Annotated in this window: 8 protein-coding genes; 5 read left to right on the forward strand and 3 right to left on the reverse strand. The window is 62.2% G+C overall.

All coding sequences use genetic code 11. The features are described from left to right. A partial coding sequence (locus tag SGJ19_11515; protein MDZ4780872.1) for an ATP-binding protein occupies positions 1–1556 on the forward strand: 1556 nt, incomplete at its 5' end. Between the two features lies 1 nt (position 1557). On the opposite strand, the gene SGJ19_11520 is transcribed toward SGJ19_11515, so the two are convergent. Next, positions 1558–4650: a PVC-type heme-binding CxxCH protein gene (locus tag SGJ19_11520; protein ID MDZ4780873.1), complete on the reverse strand. Its 3093-nt coding sequence runs from the start codon at positions 4648–4650 to the stop codon at positions 1558–1560. A 200-nt stretch (positions 4651–4850) separates the two neighbouring features. On the opposite strand from SGJ19_11520, the gene SGJ19_11525 reads away from it, so the two are divergent. After that, positions 4851–6335, forward strand: a complete 1485-nt coding sequence (locus SGJ19_11525) for a porin (GenBank protein MDZ4780874.1) — start codon at positions 4851–4853, stop codon at positions 6333–6335. A gap of 28 nt (positions 6336–6363) precedes the next feature. Here SGJ19_11525 and SGJ19_11530 read toward each other — a convergent pair whose 3' ends face one another. Continuing rightward, positions 6364–7719, reverse strand: coding sequence for a diguanylate cyclase (locus SGJ19_11530; protein ID MDZ4780875.1), 1356 nt, complete (start codon positions 7717–7719; stop codon positions 6364–6366). 486 nt (positions 7720–8205) lie between these two features. On the opposite strand from SGJ19_11530, the gene SGJ19_11535 reads away from it, so the two are divergent. The 3 genes from SGJ19_11535 to SGJ19_11545 all read left to right on the forward strand — a co-directional run bounded on the left by SGJ19_11535 (position 8206) and on the right by SGJ19_11545 (position 13435). Further along, complete coding sequence (locus SGJ19_11535) at positions 8206–9345, forward strand: EAL domain-containing protein (GenBank protein MDZ4780876.1); 1140 nt, start codon at positions 8206–8208, stop codon at positions 9343–9345. A 138-nt stretch (positions 9346–9483) separates the two neighbouring features. Continuing rightward, the gene (locus tag SGJ19_11540) at positions 9484–12993 is read left to right on the forward strand and encodes a tubulin-like doman-containing protein (protein MDZ4780877.1); all 3510 of its coding nucleotides are present in this window, start codon (positions 9484–9486) and stop codon (positions 12991–12993) included. A gap of 163 nt (positions 12994–13156) precedes the next feature. Next, positions 13157–13435: a hypothetical protein gene (locus SGJ19_11545; protein MDZ4780878.1), complete on the forward strand. Its 279-nt coding sequence runs from the start codon at positions 13157–13159 to the stop codon at positions 13433–13435. A gap of 86 nt (positions 13436–13521) precedes the next feature. On the opposite strand, the gene SGJ19_11550 is transcribed toward SGJ19_11545, so the two are convergent. Next, positions 13522–19047 (reverse strand): hypothetical protein, encoded by a 5526-nt coding sequence (locus SGJ19_11550; GenBank protein MDZ4780879.1) that lies wholly within the window; start codon positions 19045–19047, stop codon positions 13522–13524. Between the last annotated feature and the right edge of the window lie 100 nt (positions 19048–19147).

Below are 19147 nucleotides of genomic sequence, written 5' to 3' on the forward strand. Positions count from 1 at the left end.
ATTACATCGCCGTCAGTCGGCGCTGGCTGGCGGACTACCACCTCGACGAAGAAGTCGTCGTCGGTCGCAGTCACTACGACGTATTTCCCAATATTCCGGAACGCTGGCGGGCTATTCACGCGCGCGCGTTGGCCGGTCAGGTTGAGCGCTGCGACAGCGACGTGTGGCGACCAGCGGGCTGGGACGAGGATCAACACTTACGGTGGGAAGTGCGTCCCTGGTACGACGCGGAAGACCGCGTCGGTGGCATCTTGATGTTCAACGAGGACGTCACGGCGCTCAAACGCATCGAGGGATCGCTCCAGACAGCTCTCGAAAAGGCCGAACGGGCCAACCGCACGAAGAGCGAATTCCTCGCGAACATGAGTCACGAGATTCGCACCCCGATGACGGCGATCCTGGGCTACTCCGACCTGCTATTGGACGACCTCGACCTGGCGCAGGACGAAACTCGCCGCTCCGACGCGCTGCGTACGATTCGTCGCAATGGCGAGCATCTGCTGAGCATCATCAACGAGATTCTCGATCTCTCCAAGATCGAAGTCGGGATGATGAAAGTCGAGTCGATCAATTGCTCGCCGCAACAGCTTGTCGACGACCTGCTGTTGATGATGCGCCCTCGCGCCGCGGCGAAGGGGATTGCGCTCGCAGCGTCGTTCGAGGGGCTGTTGCCGCGGCACATTCAATCCGACCCCACGCGGCTGCGGCAGATTCTGGTGAACCTGGTGGGCAACGCCGTCAAATTCACGTCCGCAGGATCGGTGGAACTCGTCACGCGATTCCGGGCAGAGCCCAAGCCGCGTCTGGAATTTGACGTGATCGATACCGGTCCGGGCATTCCGCAGGATCAAATCGAACAACTGTTCTGCCCGTTTACGCAGGGGGACGCCTCGACGACGCGCAAGTATGGAGGCACCGGGCTTGGACTGGCGATCAGCAAGCGGCTCGCCGAATTGCTGGACGGCGACGTCGAAGTCGTCGAATCCGTCGTCGATCACGGTTCGCGCTTCCGGTTAACGGTGTCGCACGGCGTATCTGCCGATACGCCGCTCGTGGCGCCGACTTTGTTGGAGGATCAAGAGGGCGCGAGCGCACCGCGGCGCTCGACGGCCGTCGCGCCGCTAGCAGGGTGCAGAGTGCTGTTGGCCGAAGACGGCGTGGACAATCAACGACTGATCAGCCACCTGCTGCGCCGCGCCGCGGCCAGCGTGGAAGTTGTGGAGAACGGCCAAACGGCCCTGGAAGCGATGCGCATCGAGCAGCGCGAAGGGCGTCGCATCGACATCGTGCTGATGGACATGCAGATGCCGATCCTGGACGGTTACGAGGCGACGAAGCAACTCCGCGCCGAGGGCTACACCGGCGCGATTATTGCGCTGACGGCGCACGCCATGGCGGACGATCGCGGCAAGTGCCTCGCGGCGGGCTGCAGCGAGTATCTCACCAAACCGGTAGATCGCCGCAAGCTGGTAGCGATGTTGTTGCAGTTCTACCAGCAGCCCATTCTGGAACCCGAGGACGCGCAACTGCGGTTTGCGACGACGGCGTCCGGCTGAGTCACTTCAAGCTCAATAGAAACGCCACCAGATCGTCCAGTTCCTCGTCGGACAACAGTTCGTCGAAGCCTTGCGGCATGATCGAAGTCTTGCTCGGCACGCGCTCTTCGACTTCCGCGTGCGGCACTCGCAATAGCTCGCGCTGGGCAGTGCGCAGGTGCATCGCGTCCGCGGTCTCGCGCTCCAGCAATCCGCTGTGCGTCAACCCCGCGGACGTGGTGACGGTGAACAGCGTATCGTAGCCGCGCGCGAGCGTAAGACTCGGATACAAGATGGACTCGCCCAAGTCGCGCCGCGTGCGAATTCTCCCGATCTGCGTCAGATCTGGGCCGATCTGCCCTCCGCGCGTCGCCACGCGATGGCAGGCGGCGCAGCCCGCCTTGGTTCCGAAGAAATGGTCGCGACCGCGCGCGACATCGCCGTGCTCATTGCGCATCTCGTACTGAGCGAGTCTCGCCTGTTGATCGGCGGAGACAACTTCGCGCGCCGCCAGGAGCGCCGCCGCGGACTCGCGCACGTCCGCCGGAAAGTTTGCGAAAGCGCCACGTAGCTCGGCGTAACCGACGAGCGATGTTCCCGGATGAGCGGTTAACGCGGCGCTGACCGCATGACCGACAGCGCTGGAATCGCTTGCCCGAAACGCGGTCAGCAAGGTCGCCAGCTCCAACGGTTGCGCATCAACCAGTGCCGCCGCCAATTCCATCAACTGCGCTTCACTGGCCTGCGCGCGGGCGATCGAAATCGTGAACGTTTCGCGTTCGCCTTCTTCGAGCGAGGAGCGCCACGCCGAGATCAGCGTGTTCCAATTTCGGTCCGAGAGTTCTTGCCCCAACCCTGCGAGTCCCGCGATCGCCATGGCCTGGTGCGGATGGGCATCGACCGTGGTGCGTAGCGCCGCCAATAGGCGCAGATCGCGAGCTGTCGCGGCGGCGCGAAGGAACTCCGACCGCAGTTCGCCAGACGAGCCATTGCAGCCAATGCTCAGCGCAGCGATCCACGATTCCGGCAGGGGCGATAGCTCGCTCGTGGTGATCGCCCGCAGCAGCAGTCGTCGCACTTCCGTCGAGGAATCGCCGGAAGTTAGCGACTCAGCAATCACTTCTTGCGTGCGGGGATCATTCGCGAACGAGCGCAGCGCTCCGAGCAGCCACTCGCCGCGTCCTTGATCGAACGGTTGCGCCAGCCAGCGACGCCAGAATGCGGGCATTTCTTCGGTCCACTGCGGCCGCTGAGCAATGACTTCCATCGCGGTCTGCACGGTTTGCGGATCCGACGACCCAAGCAGCGCCAAAACGTCGTCGCGCACCACGGCCTGTGGAGCGATTTGATCGAGCGCCAGGAGCGCCGCGCGACTCGCCGCAGGTTGCGGATGCCGCACGCCGGACGCGAGCGCCGGCACATCGGCGATTTCCATCAGGGCAAAAATGGCTGAGTGTTCCTCGGCCCGATCCATGGCCCCCGCGATGGCGTCCAGCAATTGCGGCGTGGCATCGGAACTGCTGCAGCGTCCCAGAGCTTCGGCAGCAACTCGTCGGACGGACGGGTTTTCATCCGTCAGTAACGCCAGCAAAGATCCAGCGGCCGCCGCATCGCGCGATTCGCCGACGCCACGCGCCGCGGCTTGGCGGAGTTCCGCGCTGGATGCAATGAGTTGTGACCTCACTGCGGCGAGCGACTCGGTCGTGTCGATGCGATGGAGCGCCCAGAGCGCCAAGATCGCGGCCTCGTCGTCCTGCCCGTGCATTGCCGTCGACAGAGGCGCGATCGCCGCTGAGCCGTGTTCCACGAGCAGCGATTGCGCTTGTTCGCGAACGGCGAGGCGTTCGTCGCTCAGTAGCGCGGAAAGCGCTTCGTTCGACAGGGACTTCCAATCCAGACCAAGTCCTCGCGGATCTTGTACGGCGGCCGCGCCGGATCGGCGAATACGGTAGATGCCGCCGGCGATTTCCGGCTTGGCGACTTGCGACGTGGGACAGCCGTAGCGGAACCAGCCGCCGGTGTCGATGACAAGCAAACTTCCATCGGCGTCTTCCAGCACGTCCGTGGGATGGAAATCGATATGTTCCGTGCTCAAGAAATCGTGGCGCTCTGCGACGAACGTGGCGCCTTCGGGCATGACGCGCGTAAAGTTGACTTTGTGGGTGTTAAACTCACACACGAAATAACCGTTGGCGTACTCATCGCCGAGGGAACGGCCGCGATAGCGCGTCATCCCTGACACGGCGATGTGCCCATAGTCGAGCACCGGACGTAACAATTCGCCGGTGCGGCGGAACTCCGCCAGGCATTGCGGCTGGTCGTCGCGCGGATACACTCCGCCGTGCAACCAATGCACGAGGCAATCACCGCGGGTCTGATAGAACAAGTTCACCGTGCCGAGCACATCGCCGGTGCGCGTGAAGTCGATCTCCACGGGGTTATCCATGCCGCCGCCGCTGTGCGTGCGCAGGTCGGAGCCATCGAGTTTACAGGAGAAAATGCGGGCCGCTTCGCCCTTGGAAATCAATTGGCCTGCCGCGTCGTGGACTTCGTGCCCGTGCCTTCCATCGCACCACCAGAGGCGGCCTTCCGGTCCCATAAAACAACCGTGAATGTCGGCCGCGTTCCCGATGTAACCGAACTTGCCCACCAATTGCGTGCGCTCTTCGGCGACCCCGTCGTCATCACGATCGCGCAGCCGCCAGATATAAGGCGCGCTGGCGACGTACAGCGAGTCGCCGTGCCAAACGCCGCCGTTCGGAAAGGTCATGCGATCGGCGAACACGGTCGAGCGATCAAAGCGGCCGTCGCCGTCCGTGTCCTCTAACCGCCGGATGCCGTTGGGGAGTTGCGCGTCCAACTCCTTGTCATCCAGGTTCACGCCAGCGGCGTCGCTGACGTAGAGTCGCCCTCGGTCGTCGAAGCAGGCCATCAGCGGATGCTGGACGAGTGGTTGCCCAGCGACCAATTCCGCTGTGAACCCCTCCGGCAGCGTCATTTCGATGGGCGTAGCGGCAACTACAGAGGACGCGAAAGCCCCTGCCAACGCCACTGCGCTCCACAGCGCAATTCGAACGCAATTTGTCAGCTTCTTGGACACGGCTGCGGCCTTCATTCCGTCGGACTCCTCGTGATGCCGTCAAGGTCGACGTAGTCGCGCGACTTGTGCGCCAACCACGCCCCAGGGCGCACAGTTTACCAGCTTGGCGTGCTAGATGACACGCTTTTAATGAACGCAGCCGCACGCCTGCACCGTGGCGTTGCCGATCAGAATAGCGGACGAATCAATCGAACCGATTGCAGGGCGGAGTCCGAATGTACCTACGAATTGCATTGATCGCACCTGCGCTGCTCGTACTGGCAGGGACGGCGCCGTTGGCGTCGGCGCAACAGCCAATCACCTTTGAGCAGTACGACACCCTCTGCCGGCGGCTGGCTTCGGTGGAGCAAGAGCTTGCCGAGACGCAGGCGATGATCAGCGTGGAGCGGTTGCCCGCCGCGTATCCCGCTTCGCTCCAAACGCCGGCGCCGGCCGCGGCCGCCCCGCCGGTGGAGTTGGAATCCCTTGCCGCGTCGGTCAAGAAACTCCAGGATGACGCGAAAACGATTAAGTATCCGAACGTGACCGTGAACGGCGTGTTTCAGGCCGACACCGGCGCCTTTGATCAAGACGCGGCGAGCCTCGCGTCTGTCGGCGATCTCCAGGACGGCGCCGATTTCCGCCGCGTTCGGCTCAATGGAAAAGGCGCCATCGCCAACAACATGAACTACATGGTCCAAATGGACTTCGGGTTCTTCGGACGGCCGACCTTTACCGACGTCTGGGTGGAGACGACGCACTTGCCCTACCTGGGTACGGTCCGCGTCGGCCAGTGGAAGCAGCCCTTCAGCTTGGAAGTCGTCAGCAGCTTCCGCTACACAACCTTCATGGAACGGTCGCTGTTGTTCCAGCCCTTCACGCCTTTCCGGCACCTGGGCATTGGCTTCTACAACCACAACGAAGCGCAAAGCGCCACCTGGGCGGCGAGCGTGTTCCGTTCCGGACAGGATCAGTTCGGCGGCGACATTGGCGACAACGGCGGCGTATCGATGGCCGCGCGGGCGACGTATCTTCCGTGGTACGACGAGCCATCAGGCGGACGTTACTACTTGCACGTCGGCGGCGGCTACTTTCTTCAGGATCCCGACAACGACGTTACACGCTTTGCGACGATTCCGGAATTCTTTGTGGGCGAAGTCGCGCCGGGCGCGGTGGGCACCAGCCAGGTCGCCGTGCCGGGTGCAGCGAACGGTACGCACTTCTTTGTCGACACCGGCAACATTCCCACGACAATCAGTAATCGTTTCGGGGCGGAATGCCTGTGGGTGCATGGGCCGCTCTCATGGCAAACGGAGGCGATGTTCGCCTCGGTCGATCGCATCAACGGCTCGAACGTGACTTTTCCCGGTGCGTACTCGCAAGTCGGGTACTTCCTAACCGGTGAGCATCGTCCGTATGACCGCACCATCGGCGCGGTCGATCGCGTGAAGCCGTTTGAGGATTTTTTCCGCGTGCGCACAAACCGCGGCATCTGCACGGGGCTTGGCGCCTGGGAAGTGGCGGCGCGTTGGTCGTGGATCGATCTCAACGATGACACGGTTCAAGGGGGCCAATTGACCGACCTCACGGCCGGGATCAATTGGTACATGAACGCCTACGCCAAGGTCCAGTTGAACTACATCCACGCGTTCCTGGACAATCCCACGTTCGGCGACAGCGAAACGGGGATCTACGCGGCCCGGATGCAGATGGATTTTTAGTCGCAGCGGCGGTGCATCGCCAAGCCGTTTAGGCCTCGCCGACCGGCACCAGGTCCGGCACGACGAGATACCCGCTGTCGATGCTCGGTTGCATCCGAGTGTTGAAAGTATTCGATTTCAACGGCCGGCTCAGGGCCAGAATGCTGTTGCGCGAAAGGATGCCCACCGGTTGATCCTGATGCAAGACCACGGCCACCGGACGCGGATCGCGTGAGAAGAAATCCATCACCGTGCTGAACCGCGTGGCCTCGTCGAACGTGGCGACGTTGCGCTCCAGGATGTCGGCCACGAGCGTCGCGTCGTCCGGCCCAGGCGCATGTCCATGGCCGAGCCGCTCGGCTTGTACGACGCCGAGCAGTTTGCCACGACCATCCACCGCAGGCAGTTCGGCGAGATGCGCGTTTTCCAATAGCAGCTTCGCCTGGCGTGCGGTGTCGTCGGCGTTCAGCAGGAACGCGCACGGCGTCATGATGTGTCGCGCGGTCGTGGTTTCCAGCAACTTGCCGGGCTGTGCCAACGTGCTCCACGAACGGGTCTCGTCGTCGAATTGTCCGTAACGGGCGACAAAATTTCTGCCAGAAGCTTTCGCGCCGCGCAACGCGGTTTCCAGGCGCTCGAAGGTCTTGCCAGGTTCGTCGGCGGCTGAAGCGACGCCGCAACTGATCGTCACGTGAACCGGCTCGCCGCCGCATTTGAAGGTCGTGGCCGCGACCGTCTGGCGGAGCTTTTCGGCGAATGTCGCCGCTTCCGGTTCGCTCTTTTGACGCAACAGGAAGACGAAGCGATTCTCGCCGCAACGGGCGATCGGCACGGCGTCGGTGGCGACTTCTACGAGCTTGCGGGCAATCTCGCGCAATAAATCTTCGGCTGACTTTCGACCAGACCGTCGTGCGAAGCGGCCAAAGGCATCGACGTCGGCCACCACGCAGGCCGCCCCAGCGCGGCGGCTGCCGGACATGGAGGAGGAGGAAAGCAAGCGATTAAACGCCGCGGCGCTCAACACGCCGGTCTCCGGGTCGAGACGGCCTTGTCCGCGCGAACGGCGGCGATGCTCCAAGAGTCGCGCCCCCGCACGCAAGCGGGCGAGCGCTTCGCCGTAGACTAATGGCTTGGCGAGAAAATCGTCGGCGCCCGCTTCCAGGACTTCCGTCATTTCCAGCGCCGCGAGCGGCGCGGAGAGCCAGAAGATAATCGGACTGCGATGTGGCAGCGTGCCCTTGAGCGCGCGGCAGGTATCGAGTTGTTCAGTCGTGGTCCGCGAGGCGTCGAGCAGCACGAACTCGGGCTCGACCGCTTCGCAGAGAGCTTGCCCCCCCTCCTTCCCTTCCGCTTGCCAGACCTCGTATTCGAAGGCCGACAGGAACTGGGAAATGTGCCGCAACATGGGGCGGTCGCCGGATACTACCAGCGCCCGCAACGGCCTAGGCTCTTGCGAGTTCATCGAAGGGTCAAACCCTGGATCGCGAGTCGTTCGTGGCGTCGCACAATGCGTCGCGACGGCGCGTCGCTGGGAAAAGTCTGAAAACGGCTCCGTAGAAAAACTCTACGCCAAGAAACGTCCCGACGCTCGTTCCTATGCGCTGGCGGCCAGTTGAATTCCATTTCACAGGACAATGCCGCCTGACGGAGTTATGTCAACATTGGCGATGCTGCGGAATGCGCGAGGGAGTCCGGTCGCAGTGGTTGATCGGCGGGCGATGCTGCACTCCGTACATGTCAACAATCTCTCCCGCAGAAATGCCGCGCACGCCGCCCGGGAAACGGATCAATGCTAGGCTTTCCTTGCGGACGTATTGCGACCAGGGGTGGCGATAGGTCCCGCGCACCAGAGTTGTTGAATGAGCGACGTTTCGTCCACTTCGAGTGAACTATGCGAACGCAGGTGATGACCAAGGACGCCGTCGGGGCGTGGCTGGAGTATCTGCCGATTGACGGCAGCGCGCCGGAAAAGACTCCGGTGGATACGTTCCCCTTCACGATGGGCCGGAACGAGTCGTGCGAATTGCATATCGACTCCGGACGCGTGTCGCGCGAACACGCCGCGATCCGTCGTGAAGGCGCCGACTATTATATTCGTGATCTCGGCAGCACGAATGGCACCTTCCTGAACGGCAAGCGGATCGACGAATCCAAGATCAACGATGGAGACATCGTGGTCATCGCCGATACGGAATACACGTTCTTCACCGGCAGCGACGTCAACGGTCAGGTGACCGCGACCTGCGTCATGCAAGGCGCCGCGCCGGCGGCCAAGCCTGCGCGCGCCGAGAACGCCGGCGATACGCAACTCATCGGCGAGGTCCGCACGTGGCAAGAGATCGTGTCGTTGCGTGCGATCAACAATCTGTTCCATCCGATCGTCGAGGTCGCAACTGGCGATCTGTTCGGCTATCACGTCTTCGATCCGCGTTTCCCGGCGGGCCGGGTCACCGCGTTCGATTGCGAGTTGGCCCGCCGCGCCCGCAGCCTACAGCGTCTCACGGCGGCCGAAGAGACACATCAACTTTCACGGCCGGCGCGGCTGTTCCTGAACCTCGACGCCGCCGACATCGAAGCGCCGTGCCTGAAGGAACATCTGGAGCAATTGCTCGAAGCCTTGGCCAAGGGCTGGCAATTGGTCTTAGAGCTGCCGGAACGGGCAGTGGAAACCGCGGCCGATCTGACGGTCTTGCGATCCTGGCTTTCGGCGCGCCAGGTGGCGCTCGCGTATGAAGGCGTCGCCTCGGGTCGAGCGCGGATTGCCGAGCTCAAGGATCTGCCGCCTGATTTTCTCAAGCTCGATCGCACGATGTTGCAAGGCGTGCATCGCGGCGCGGACCGATTGCGACAGGTGGAATTCGTCGTGCAAGCGGCGAGCGAGATCGGCGCCGAGGTCATCGCCACGGGCGTCGACAACGAACAAGACATGGAAAACTGCCGCGGCCTCGGCTGCGGCTATGCCCAGGGCTTTCTGATCGGCGCTCCGGCGCCGCTTTGCGAGCTGCGGGAACACGCCTTGAGCGGCGTTTAATCGTCAAGTCAGCGCGGTGAATGAGAAGCAGACAGCAGCGAAACAACGTTCGGCAACCTGTGACGACGCACGAATGCTCCGCAATAGTATGCGGCGCGCGCCGTCCGATTGAACCAGCACCACATCGCGACCGGGACCATGCCTTCCCTACGTTCATCTGAACCGATCGCCGGATACACCGTCAAAGAGCGCGTGGGCGCGGGCGGCTATGGCGAGGTCTGGACCGCCGAAGTGCCTGGCGGCCTGGTGAAGGCGATCAAGTTCGTCTACGGATATCTCGACGACGACCGCGCGTCGCGGGAACTCAAGGCGCTGAACCGCATCAAGCAGGTGCGCCATCCGTTCTTGCTGTCGATCGAGCGCATCGAAGTCGTCGACGGTCAGTTGATGATCGTCACCGAATTGGCCGAAATGAGCCTGAAGGATCGCTTCGAGCAGTGCCGCGCCGAGCGCCTGCCGGGCATTCCGCGCGAAGAGTTGCTCATCTATCTGGGTGACGCCGCGGACGCGCTCGACTTCATGCGCGTCAGCCATTCGCTGCAGCACCTCGACGTGAAGCCGGAAAACTTGCTGCTACTGGGCGGACGCGTCAAAGTCGCCGACTTCGGCCTCGTGAAGGACATCGGCGTCACCGAAGCTTCGTTGATGGGCGGCATGACGCCGGTCTATGCTCCGCCCGAAGTGTTCGACGACCGCCCGGGCGAGTACAGCGATCAATACAGCCTGGCGATTGTCTATCAGGAAATGCTGACCGGCGTGCTGCCATTTCCTGGTAAGACGGCTGCGCAGTTGGCCACGCAGCACTTGCAGAGCCCGCCGAGGTTGGCGTCGCTACCGCCGCACGACCGCGCGGTGATCGAGCGCGCGCTCTCGAAAGTCTCCAACCATCGTTTTCCCAGTTGCCGCGAGCTGATCGATTTGCTGATCGTGGCCCCCAAGGCCCGCGCCGCGGCCGTCGCTGCGACGCCGCTCGCTGAATCCGCGCCGGCCGACGAGCCAGGTATGGATTCGTCGACTTGCTCCCGCACGCAGTTGCCTGCGGCCAAATCGACGCCGCAAGTCACCGCGTCGCGTACGCAAATCGTGGGCGATACGTCGCTGCCGCAGATCGAGGACCGGGAATGGGACGAAATCGACCTCACGCCGGTAGAAGTAGAGAACCTTCCGCCGCTGGACGTTGCCACCGCTGAACAGGGCTTTCGTCCGACGTTGGTCGTCGGCATCGGCGGCGGCGCTGCGCATGTGTTCGCCCGATTGCGGCGCCGGCTCTACGACCGCTTTGGCGACCTCCGCGCGCTGCCAGCGCTGCGTACGTTGTTGATCGATACCGATGTACGGGCCTTTGATGAGGCTGCCGACGCGGAGAAGGGCGTATCGCTTGAAGTCGCCGACACCTTCGCCATGCCGTTGCGGAAGCCGGAAGACTATCGCGCCGATTCCACCAAGCTGTTGCAATGGCTGAGCCGACGCTGGCTCTACAATATTCCGCGCTCGCTCGAAACCGAGGGCCTGCGCCCCTTGGGTCGCCTGGCGTTTGTCGATCATGGCGCGAAATTGCGTGAGCTGTTGCGTACGCAACTTACGCGGATTGCCGATCCCGCCGTCGCCGACGAATTCGCCGAACGCACCGGATGGAAGTGCCGCGATCCTCGGCCGCGGATCATCCTATTATCGTCGATCTCCGGCGGCACCGGCGGCGGTTGTGCGATCGACGTCATGTACATGCTGCGGGTGTTGATTCACGAGTTGCATCTGAGCGAAGACGGCCTTTGCTCCGTGTTCATGCATGCCACCGGTATGCGATCGCGCAACAAGGAATTGGCGGCCGCGAACGCCCGCGCGTTCCTGACGGAACTTTCGCATTGCGGCCGCGGCCACTACCCGGGCGAGTTGGCGTTGAAGATTCCGGCGTTCCAAGGGCAAGCGGCGTTGCTGCCGCCAACGTATTTGGTGAATCTAGGCGAACGGATCAACGAACAGGACTACGAGAACGCGACCGACGCCGTGGCGGAGTACCTGTACCAGGATGTCGCCACGCTGTCCGGCGCTTTGCTGGATCAATCCCGCATGGAGTCGGCTTCGAGCACGAGCTTGCGATCGCATCGCAATCGACTTCGGTCGTTTGGCGTGACGCAGATTGGCGCTGCGCAGGGGCCGTTGCCGAGCGTGCTCGCCGAAAAGCTGTGTTCGAGCCTGGTGCGCTATTGGCGCGGCGAGACCACGCCCACGCGCGAGGCGCGTGCGAATTCGTTGCTGGAATTTCGGCTGCCGGACGCGGAAAAGCCCGTCGCTGCCGAAGACACGCTCAGTAGCACATGCGCCGAGCATGCGAAACAGCACGAAGTGGAGTACGATCAGCTTTGCGCAGCGGTGATTCAATCGATCGATCGTACCTTGGGTGGCGACCGCGCGGCCTACTGGCGCAACACCGTCGAGCGGCTAAACGCCTCGGAAACCGGCGCCGCGTCGGAACCGCTGATGCGCATCCGGCGCGCTTATCAGGCGATCAATGCCGTGCTAGGCAACCGCAAATCGGCGGAGGCCGTCGACGAGAACGCCGTCACGCTGACTCGCGCCGTCGAAGCGCAGATGTCGCAGTTCGCCACGCATCGCGGCCAGGCGCTGCAGCAGTGGCTCACCGGATTGGCTGAATCGCCTGGCGTGGGCGCTCGTGGCGCCGAGCAGGCGATCGACTGGTTCCATCGCCATCTGAGCGCCTGCGAACAGCGCGTCGTCGAACAAGTGCAGATGCTGCGTGCCCAGATGGAGCCGTGGGACCTGCTCATTCAGCAAACGCTCACGTCGCCGGCCGCGCAAGGTAAAACCAAAGCCGGCACGTTGCTCGACCAACCGATGGTCCGATTGGGCGAATACTTCGAAATTCGCTTGCGCGAAGTGGGCCTCTCCGGCCTCCATCTGCTGGTGCGTCAGTTGCTCGCCCGAGTGACCTCGGCGCAAGATCAGCTCAAATCGTTGCGCAAAGATCTCAACGAGTTGTCGGCCGCCTTCGACGCCACGCCAGCCGCGGTAGACGCGGGCGCGTTGTCCGGCCCAATGGCGGCCGTGCGCGTCGCCGCCAACGACTACATTCGTCATCGCTTGACGAAGCTCACCGAACAATTCGACGCCGATATCCGCGAGCGCTACCTGAACGCGGTGGGTGGAGTCCGGGCGTCGCTCGAAAAACGCGATTTGCGCCCACGCTTGCCCGGTATCTTGTTGGCCGAAGCGCGGCGGAGCGTATTGCGAGCGCTGTCGGAATTCGACGTGGCGAAGGTGTTGGTCGAAGCGTATCCCGAAGAAGCGGAGCTCGCCGAGCAACTGCAACAATGGTCCGCGCTCGCGACGCCTGGCGTGCTCGCCGTCGGCGGAGCGAAGCGACTGTTCCTGGCCGCACCGGCAGGCGAAGCCGCCAACCGTTTCGCATCAGCCATGCAACAAGCCGTGGGCGAAATCGCCACCGTGGTGCCGAATCCATCCGGCGACCTGGTGCTGTTTTACGAGGCCGAACGCTTGCCCTTGGAACGCGTGGCAACGCTCCTCTCGCGCGGTTATGGAGATTGCGGCGAAGTCGCCGAACGACTTTACACGCGCATCGACGTCGAATGGCCATCCCTCGACGCCAAACGCGTGCCAGCCGCGGTCTAGCAAGAATTCACCACGGAGTCACGGAGACACAGAGGGGAGGATGATGAATGACGGATTTCGAAATTCGTCATTCATCCGCGTCGCGATTTGAATCGGAATTGCCTAATCTCGTCATCGCCTCTTCTCGGAGCAACCGCTTCTCTTTTCTCATCTGCGTGTCGCCATGCACATCGAACTTGAGGAACTCTCGGATCTGGAACGCGACCTCCTGAAGGCCGCGCGTAGTAACGGCGGGCAGCTCGCCTTGTTTGCCAAGGCCGATACCCGCGGACCGGCCGTCCGCACGAAATTGCGTGCATTTCACGACCCGCACGACCGGGACATCGCCGGTCAGTACGTGCAGGCCCTGCACCATCTGGTGGAGTTGCAATTGCTCCGCTCGGAATCGCGCGAGCAGTTTCTCCTCACCAACCACGGCTGGGAGCTGGGCAGAAAAGTCTGAACAGGAAACGAAGAACTCAGTCCGCGGAACTCGGAACCATCGCGGTCAACGACGTTCCGAGTTCCTACTTCCGAATCTCGCGTTGCCTACTCGATGTACCGCCGAATCAGCAGGCCGTCCTCGACGTTCAGCGTCTCGCCACGTTGGAAGCCGACCGGAATCGTGCGGTCATAAAGATAGAACGCGCGATGCCGCTCAATCTCCCCGGTATCGGTCCCCAACTCCGCGCCCAACTGCCAACCATCCGGATATCGCGTTGGATCGATCGGCACCGGCGTCACTTCGAAATACCCCACCGTCACCCAAACCGCATACACATTGGAACGCGTGGTCACGCTGTTGTAGATCTTCTGCATGCCGGCGTAATAAAAATAAGGGTTGCGCTCGGGATCATTGTGGGGCAATGGAGTTGACAAAATAGGCGCGGCAAAGAGCGGCTCATTCGACGCCGACCCTCCTGGCCCAGAAGGTTGTTGTCGCATGATTGTGACATTGATCGGCTGATTCTTTACGTTCAACGTCATCAATCCGTCGGTGGGCACGAATGGAAAAGCGCCGGCCGGCCGGAAAGGATTCGCGAACACGGTCGGATGCGCGTTGGACATATGTCCAATATCCGCAGAGAATGAATACCCGCGTCGCGACTGCACGAAGTCCGCCCAACGACTTCCGGTCGGTGCATAGCTAAAGACGCCGTCCATCAGAGCTTCGAAAACCGCCGGGTCATAGACGGTATTTAAGTTGATCTTACCTGGTTCGCGATAGCGCGAAACCTTGTTGTACGGCGGGTGAAAATAGTGGTTATTGCCGCCGCTGAATTCCGCAGGATCGAGCATGTCATAGGTGCCGGCGAACCGCGACGGCACTTCGACGAAGTCGAACAACCGATATAGCTCTGGCGCCTTGCCGCGCGCTCGGCCCGGCGCGGGGCTCGCGGAATTGAAGAAGTTCAGCAAGTGCCGGAAACTGTCGCGGAACGCCGCGTTCGGGCTGTTGTCGAGCGGATCGACGGTCGACGGAGCGTAGGGATCGAAGGACGCTTCTCGCGTCGCATGATCCATCAGCAATCCCGCCGGCGACGTACCCGGCACTAGTAACAGTTCCACCGGCGAAACGAACGGTCGGTTGTTCCAGGTCAGCCAGGGCTTTGCCGGGCGCGCAGGATCGACGAACATGTCGCCGTCGTAGGTTGATTTGGGAGTCGATGGCGTGGACGTGGCAGGATTCGTCTCGGCGGCATTCGCTTGGAACACCGGCCCGTATTCCTCGTTCTGTGTGGAGAACCCGTTCAGATGACCAAACGTGCTCTTGGTCAACGGATTCGAGGTCCCCGTGGCGCCGTTCATTTCCGGCGCGCTATGGATTTCCGGCGTTCCCCACGACGACCACACGTTTCGCACGCCAGCGCGCTGATTCGCGCCGCGCATCAGTCCGCGACGGAAGCTGTCGAAATGCGCGGTGTCGGCCACGGGCGCTGTGCCTTCCGTTCCGGCGTTCGCGACTACTGGTTCGCCGCGGAACGAGCGCAGGTCCAGCGGCGCACGATCAATCGTCAAGTACGGATTGGTGAGTTGGTTCCACGGCCGGGTCGGATCGGCAAGCCGTTCCAGGTACAGCATCGATTTGCCTTCCGGAACGTAGTCGTTGCGTTCCAGTTGCGTCGCCCCGATCGGCACGTCTTCCGGCGCGGAGAAGAAATCGTCCGGATGAAACTGGTTCACGGACCGCGGCGCCATCGTGACGGGAGTCAACGTGCTGTAGCCGGCGTCAGGCTCTGACACGCTAAAGCGCGCCACGTTGTTGCCGACGACGCGCGGCTCGATCACCACGCCGATGACCGATTTCGCCGCTGTCGGCAATTCAAAAGTCGTTCCTCGGAACGGGCCAATCCGGCCGTCGGGAGAGGCGAGTTGCAAGTGGAACGGATAGGTGTTCTTCTTCCCGCCTGCGTCGTTGGCGGTCGAGCGTTCGCCGAAATAAGTGCGATAGTACGGCCCGTTGGTATTCGGTCGATTCTGATCGTCACACGGTCCCGCCGGAGCGACGAGCGCATAGCTGCCCGGCCGGATCACCTCCGGCGCCGGCAGATCGTTGTCACGATGAAACTTCGGCTGTCCCGTGTGAGGGGGCTCGATGACATTTGGGTTTGAACTCGACTCCACCGTGAAATAAGCGATCTTGCCGATGTCGCTATCAGCCAAAATCGGTCGATAGTGGACTCGATCCGGATCTTTGAACTCATCGGGATCATTGCCGGCGTCCAATCTAGGTTTGTGCGTCACGACCCGCCACACCGGCGACATTCGACCGCCGCTATCAGGCTTCGAAAATGCGCCCAGGTCGATGCCGAAGTCGTTGGCGCCGACGATGCCGTGAACCTCGGGTGCAGGCGCTTCGAAGTGCCCGCCAGGATTGAACAACTCGAACGCCACGGTCCCGCGCGGCCGCGCCATCTGGTCGTAGTGGGGATCGGCTGGGTTATCACTCCTCAGCCCGCCGACGCTTTCGTCCGCCGTGCGGCGTTCGTGCGTCGAGATAGTTTCGGTAATCAGCAGTTCCGGCCGCTCGCAGCCCCAGGCGATCTCGCGAATATTGGCGCCCTCGTCCGTGGTGAGGTCGCCGTCGACGTCCCACGGATTGTTATTTGGGTCCGGCACATCATCCGTGAACGGATCGAGATCAAACTCGAATCCTGTCATGATCGAATCTCGATCACGAAAATCCACGACGTTGACCACCCACTGGGCAATCCGACGAGCAACCTCCAACTTCGTGTTAGCGCCCGTCGTGTCGTTCCAACCATCAGTCGTGTAAAACTGGTTGTCCACCAGCAACATCATCAACACGTAGAGGTGCTTCGCGTACTCCATGCGCGCGTTGAGTTCATCCGGGTCGTTGCCGCGCGGCGAACTCGCATCTGTATTTGAAGCGATGTTGACGCCGTCGTTGTCGGCGTCCAGCCAGGCGAACTTCGGCGGGCGATTGGGATTGGCGAACGAACGATCGGGGCCGACGACCGTCTCCAATAGCGTCTCGCTCGGCTCGTCGATCACGCCGTTGCCATTGTCGTCCCGCCCATTGCCGAACGGACTATTCAAGTCCATCTTGCGCCCGGCCAACACTTCGGGGGGCAATAGCTCACGCAGTGCGACGTTGACGTTCACTGATGCGCCCAAGCGTGCGACGAGCAAGTCTTGAATCGACTGATTCTGCACGCGCCGCACTTTGTACGGCGCCGCCACATTGGTCGGCGGCGCTGGTGGAACGCTGCGCAATGCAACGTTGTCGATAACCACCATTGCGCCGGCCGCTGGCACGTCCCAGCTTTCTGTCGTGAACAGCGTATTGAAGCGCGGATTGTTGTACATCGCCTCCTGAATCAGCGAGGTCAGCCGCGTGTTATTCATCTGTACGGCGGGGCTGGCCGAGCCGTTGGTCACATAATCCGCGTCGGCGTCATAACGTCGTAAGATGCGTTCCAACTCGTCAGGAGTGAACGCCGCGTCGATGGGCGAAATCGCCGGATAGGCGCCACTCCCCTGCATGACCCACTTGTTCGAGCGATGCGACAAGTCCAGTTCATACGGGTCGTTGAACATTTCGCCGATCTCGCCGGCGCCATGCACGCCGCGCCCGGCGACGGAGGTTACGGAAGCCAAGTACGGATTGCCGCGATAGTCGAGCACCAGCACGCCGTCGCCATCCAGATCCGGCGAGGAGCCAAAACCGTCGACCATCCAATTCGTCCGACTGGCCAACGGCGAGAAAGCGTCCACCGCGTAGTTTCGCGGCATCTGCATCTGGTCGAGATTCGTCGCCGTCAAACGCATGTTGTTGGCGAGCACGTTGTAAGCATCGGCAGCCCGAAACGTGTCGTCCGTGTAGCCGGGCCGCGGGATATTGTTGTTAGAAATCGCCGCGGCGCCCTGTGCCTCGCCGTAACGCCCTTCAAATCGCTGGCCGTTGACCAGTCGACCTTCCAGCAAAGTTAAGTACGAATCGACGCCATTGACTACCGGCAGAGCGCGACGCAGGTTCACTTCCGCCGGGCCATAGCCTTGCCCAAAAGAGAACTCGCCTGGCTGCAAGGCTCCGGCCGTTCCCGATGGAATCGGTCCATACAACGGCGTCGCACCGGTCCCGGACTGATAGGCGGCGAGGTCGAGATGATTCGGGTTGCCATGTGCGTTGAGGTTCAAGCGCCCGTCCATGTCGACGCACAACACGGCGAACATCGGCTTGAACCACCGACCGTCGGCCGATGGCTGGGCCGGCATGCCCATATCGACCCAGACGCTGTCCCGCTTGCCGTCGCCGTCGTTGTCGACATCCCACTCGGGGTTGTTCGCTGTGCCGTAGCCCCAGAGTGGGTGAAAACCAGGTCCCGTGTTCGTGTCGTTGCCAGGGAAGTTTGGGTGATCGAATGGAGTCGGCCGCATCATGGCTTTTCGCCACACGTGCGGCTCGGTTTGCATTTTGCTGATGACCGAAGCGGCATCCGTGTCGCTGCGAAAATCGAGCTTCTGCGGATTGCTCACCGGCAATTGCTGCGACCACCAGTTGATCAAGTCCGGGCGATGGAACGACGGCAAACGCGTGATCATCATATTGGCCGTCGTGTCCCAGTAGTGCATGGCGAGATGCAGATTCTGGAAGTCGGCCGCGTCGTAGGCTTCATCCGCGCCACCGGGGCCCGCGGGATCATAGAGAAACTGCATCGTCGCGTCGGCGGAAGCGGCGTGGTAGCTGCCGTCTCGAGCACCGAAAATCGGGTTGGGCAGCAGCGCACGTGGCCACGAGGTGCCCGGATAAGCGCCCAACAAATCCCCGTCGGAATAGGTCAACAGAGGCCCCGGAAATCCAGCAGCGTTCGGTCGCACAGTGACAGCGCCGGACGGCGCCGCAAAATTCTCCATGCCAAAACCGGCGCCGTTGAACGGGCGGCCGTTGATGACAAAGCGGTCGCGTTGTTGCGGAAACTGGTTTCCACCGAACGAAGTGATCTGCAATTGGCCAATCAATGTCGTGGGATTAACCACGTTCGGCTCGTAGTCGACGATTCGCGCGCTCTTGCCGGCCAGCGGCCCGCTGGTCATTGTAATCACGCAGCCGCTGAAGTAGCCCGAGCGGTACAATCGCGCCGACATCGCGAACGGATCCTTCGGATTGTTCGGCTGGTTGCCGGTGGGCACCGGTTGATTGAACTGCTGATCGAACTCCACATTGGCCAACTGAATGACGCCGCTCGTCGTAACATTCGTCACCGGCTGCGGAAAGTTGTCGGTGATCATGCCCGTCACTGCGTCGTTTCCGTACATGTCTTCCAGTAGGCTGTGCGTTTGCAATACCGAGAGCGGGTTTTGCGTGCCGCGGATGATTTGCAGCATTGCTTCGTGCAGCTGCGATTGCGGCGTGTTGTTGGTTCGATCGGCGCGGGCGGCGGCCACGGCGGTGCGGCGGCCTTGGGAGGCGATCAGCACGAAGCTGACCGTGATCAGCGTGAAGATCGCCAGCATGCTCAGCACCACCAGCAGCACCATGCCGCGGCGCCGCCGGGGAAACCACGACCTCGCCTTGCGTACCGCCCGCCGCCTCAGTGTTTTGCGTGACATCGTCTCGGTCCCTTCTCGCGAATGCGTTGCCTCGAAGCAGTCGCGCGACTTGCCTTCGCGCTCAATCGGCCCGCGTGAGAAATCTCGGAGCTCGACAGGC

This window comes from Planctomycetia bacterium, from assembly GCA_034440135.1.
GTDB lineage: Bacteria > Planctomycetota > Planctomycetia > Pirellulales > JALHLM01 > JALHLM01.

Bases quoted from the DNA above. Each gene is read 5' to 3' on its own strand.
- SGJ19_11535 (MDZ4780876.1), top strand. From the start codon at position 8,206: ATGCGAACGCAGGTGATGACCAAGGACGCCGTCGGGGCGTGGCTGGAG.
- SGJ19_11530 (MDZ4780875.1), bottom strand. From the start codon at position 7,719: ATGTTGCGGCACATTTCCCAGTTCCTGTCGGCCTTCGAATACGAGGTC.
- SGJ19_11520 (MDZ4780873.1), bottom strand. From the start codon at position 4,650: ATGAAGGCCGCAGCCGTGTCCAAGAAGCTGACAAATTGCGTTCGAATT.
- SGJ19_11540 (MDZ4780877.1), top strand. From the start codon at position 9,484: ATGCCTTCCCTACGTTCATCTGAACCGATCGCCGGATACACCGTCAAA.
- SGJ19_11550 (MDZ4780879.1), bottom strand. From the start codon at position 19,047: ATGTCACGCAAAACACTGAGGCGGCGGGCGGTACGCAAGGCGAGGTCG.
- SGJ19_11545 (MDZ4780878.1), top strand. From the start codon at position 13,157: ATGCACATCGAACTTGAGGAACTCTCGGATCTGGAACGCGACCTCCTG.
- SGJ19_11525 (MDZ4780874.1), top strand. From the start codon at position 4,851: ATGTACCTACGAATTGCATTGATCGCACCTGCGCTGCTCGTACTGGCA.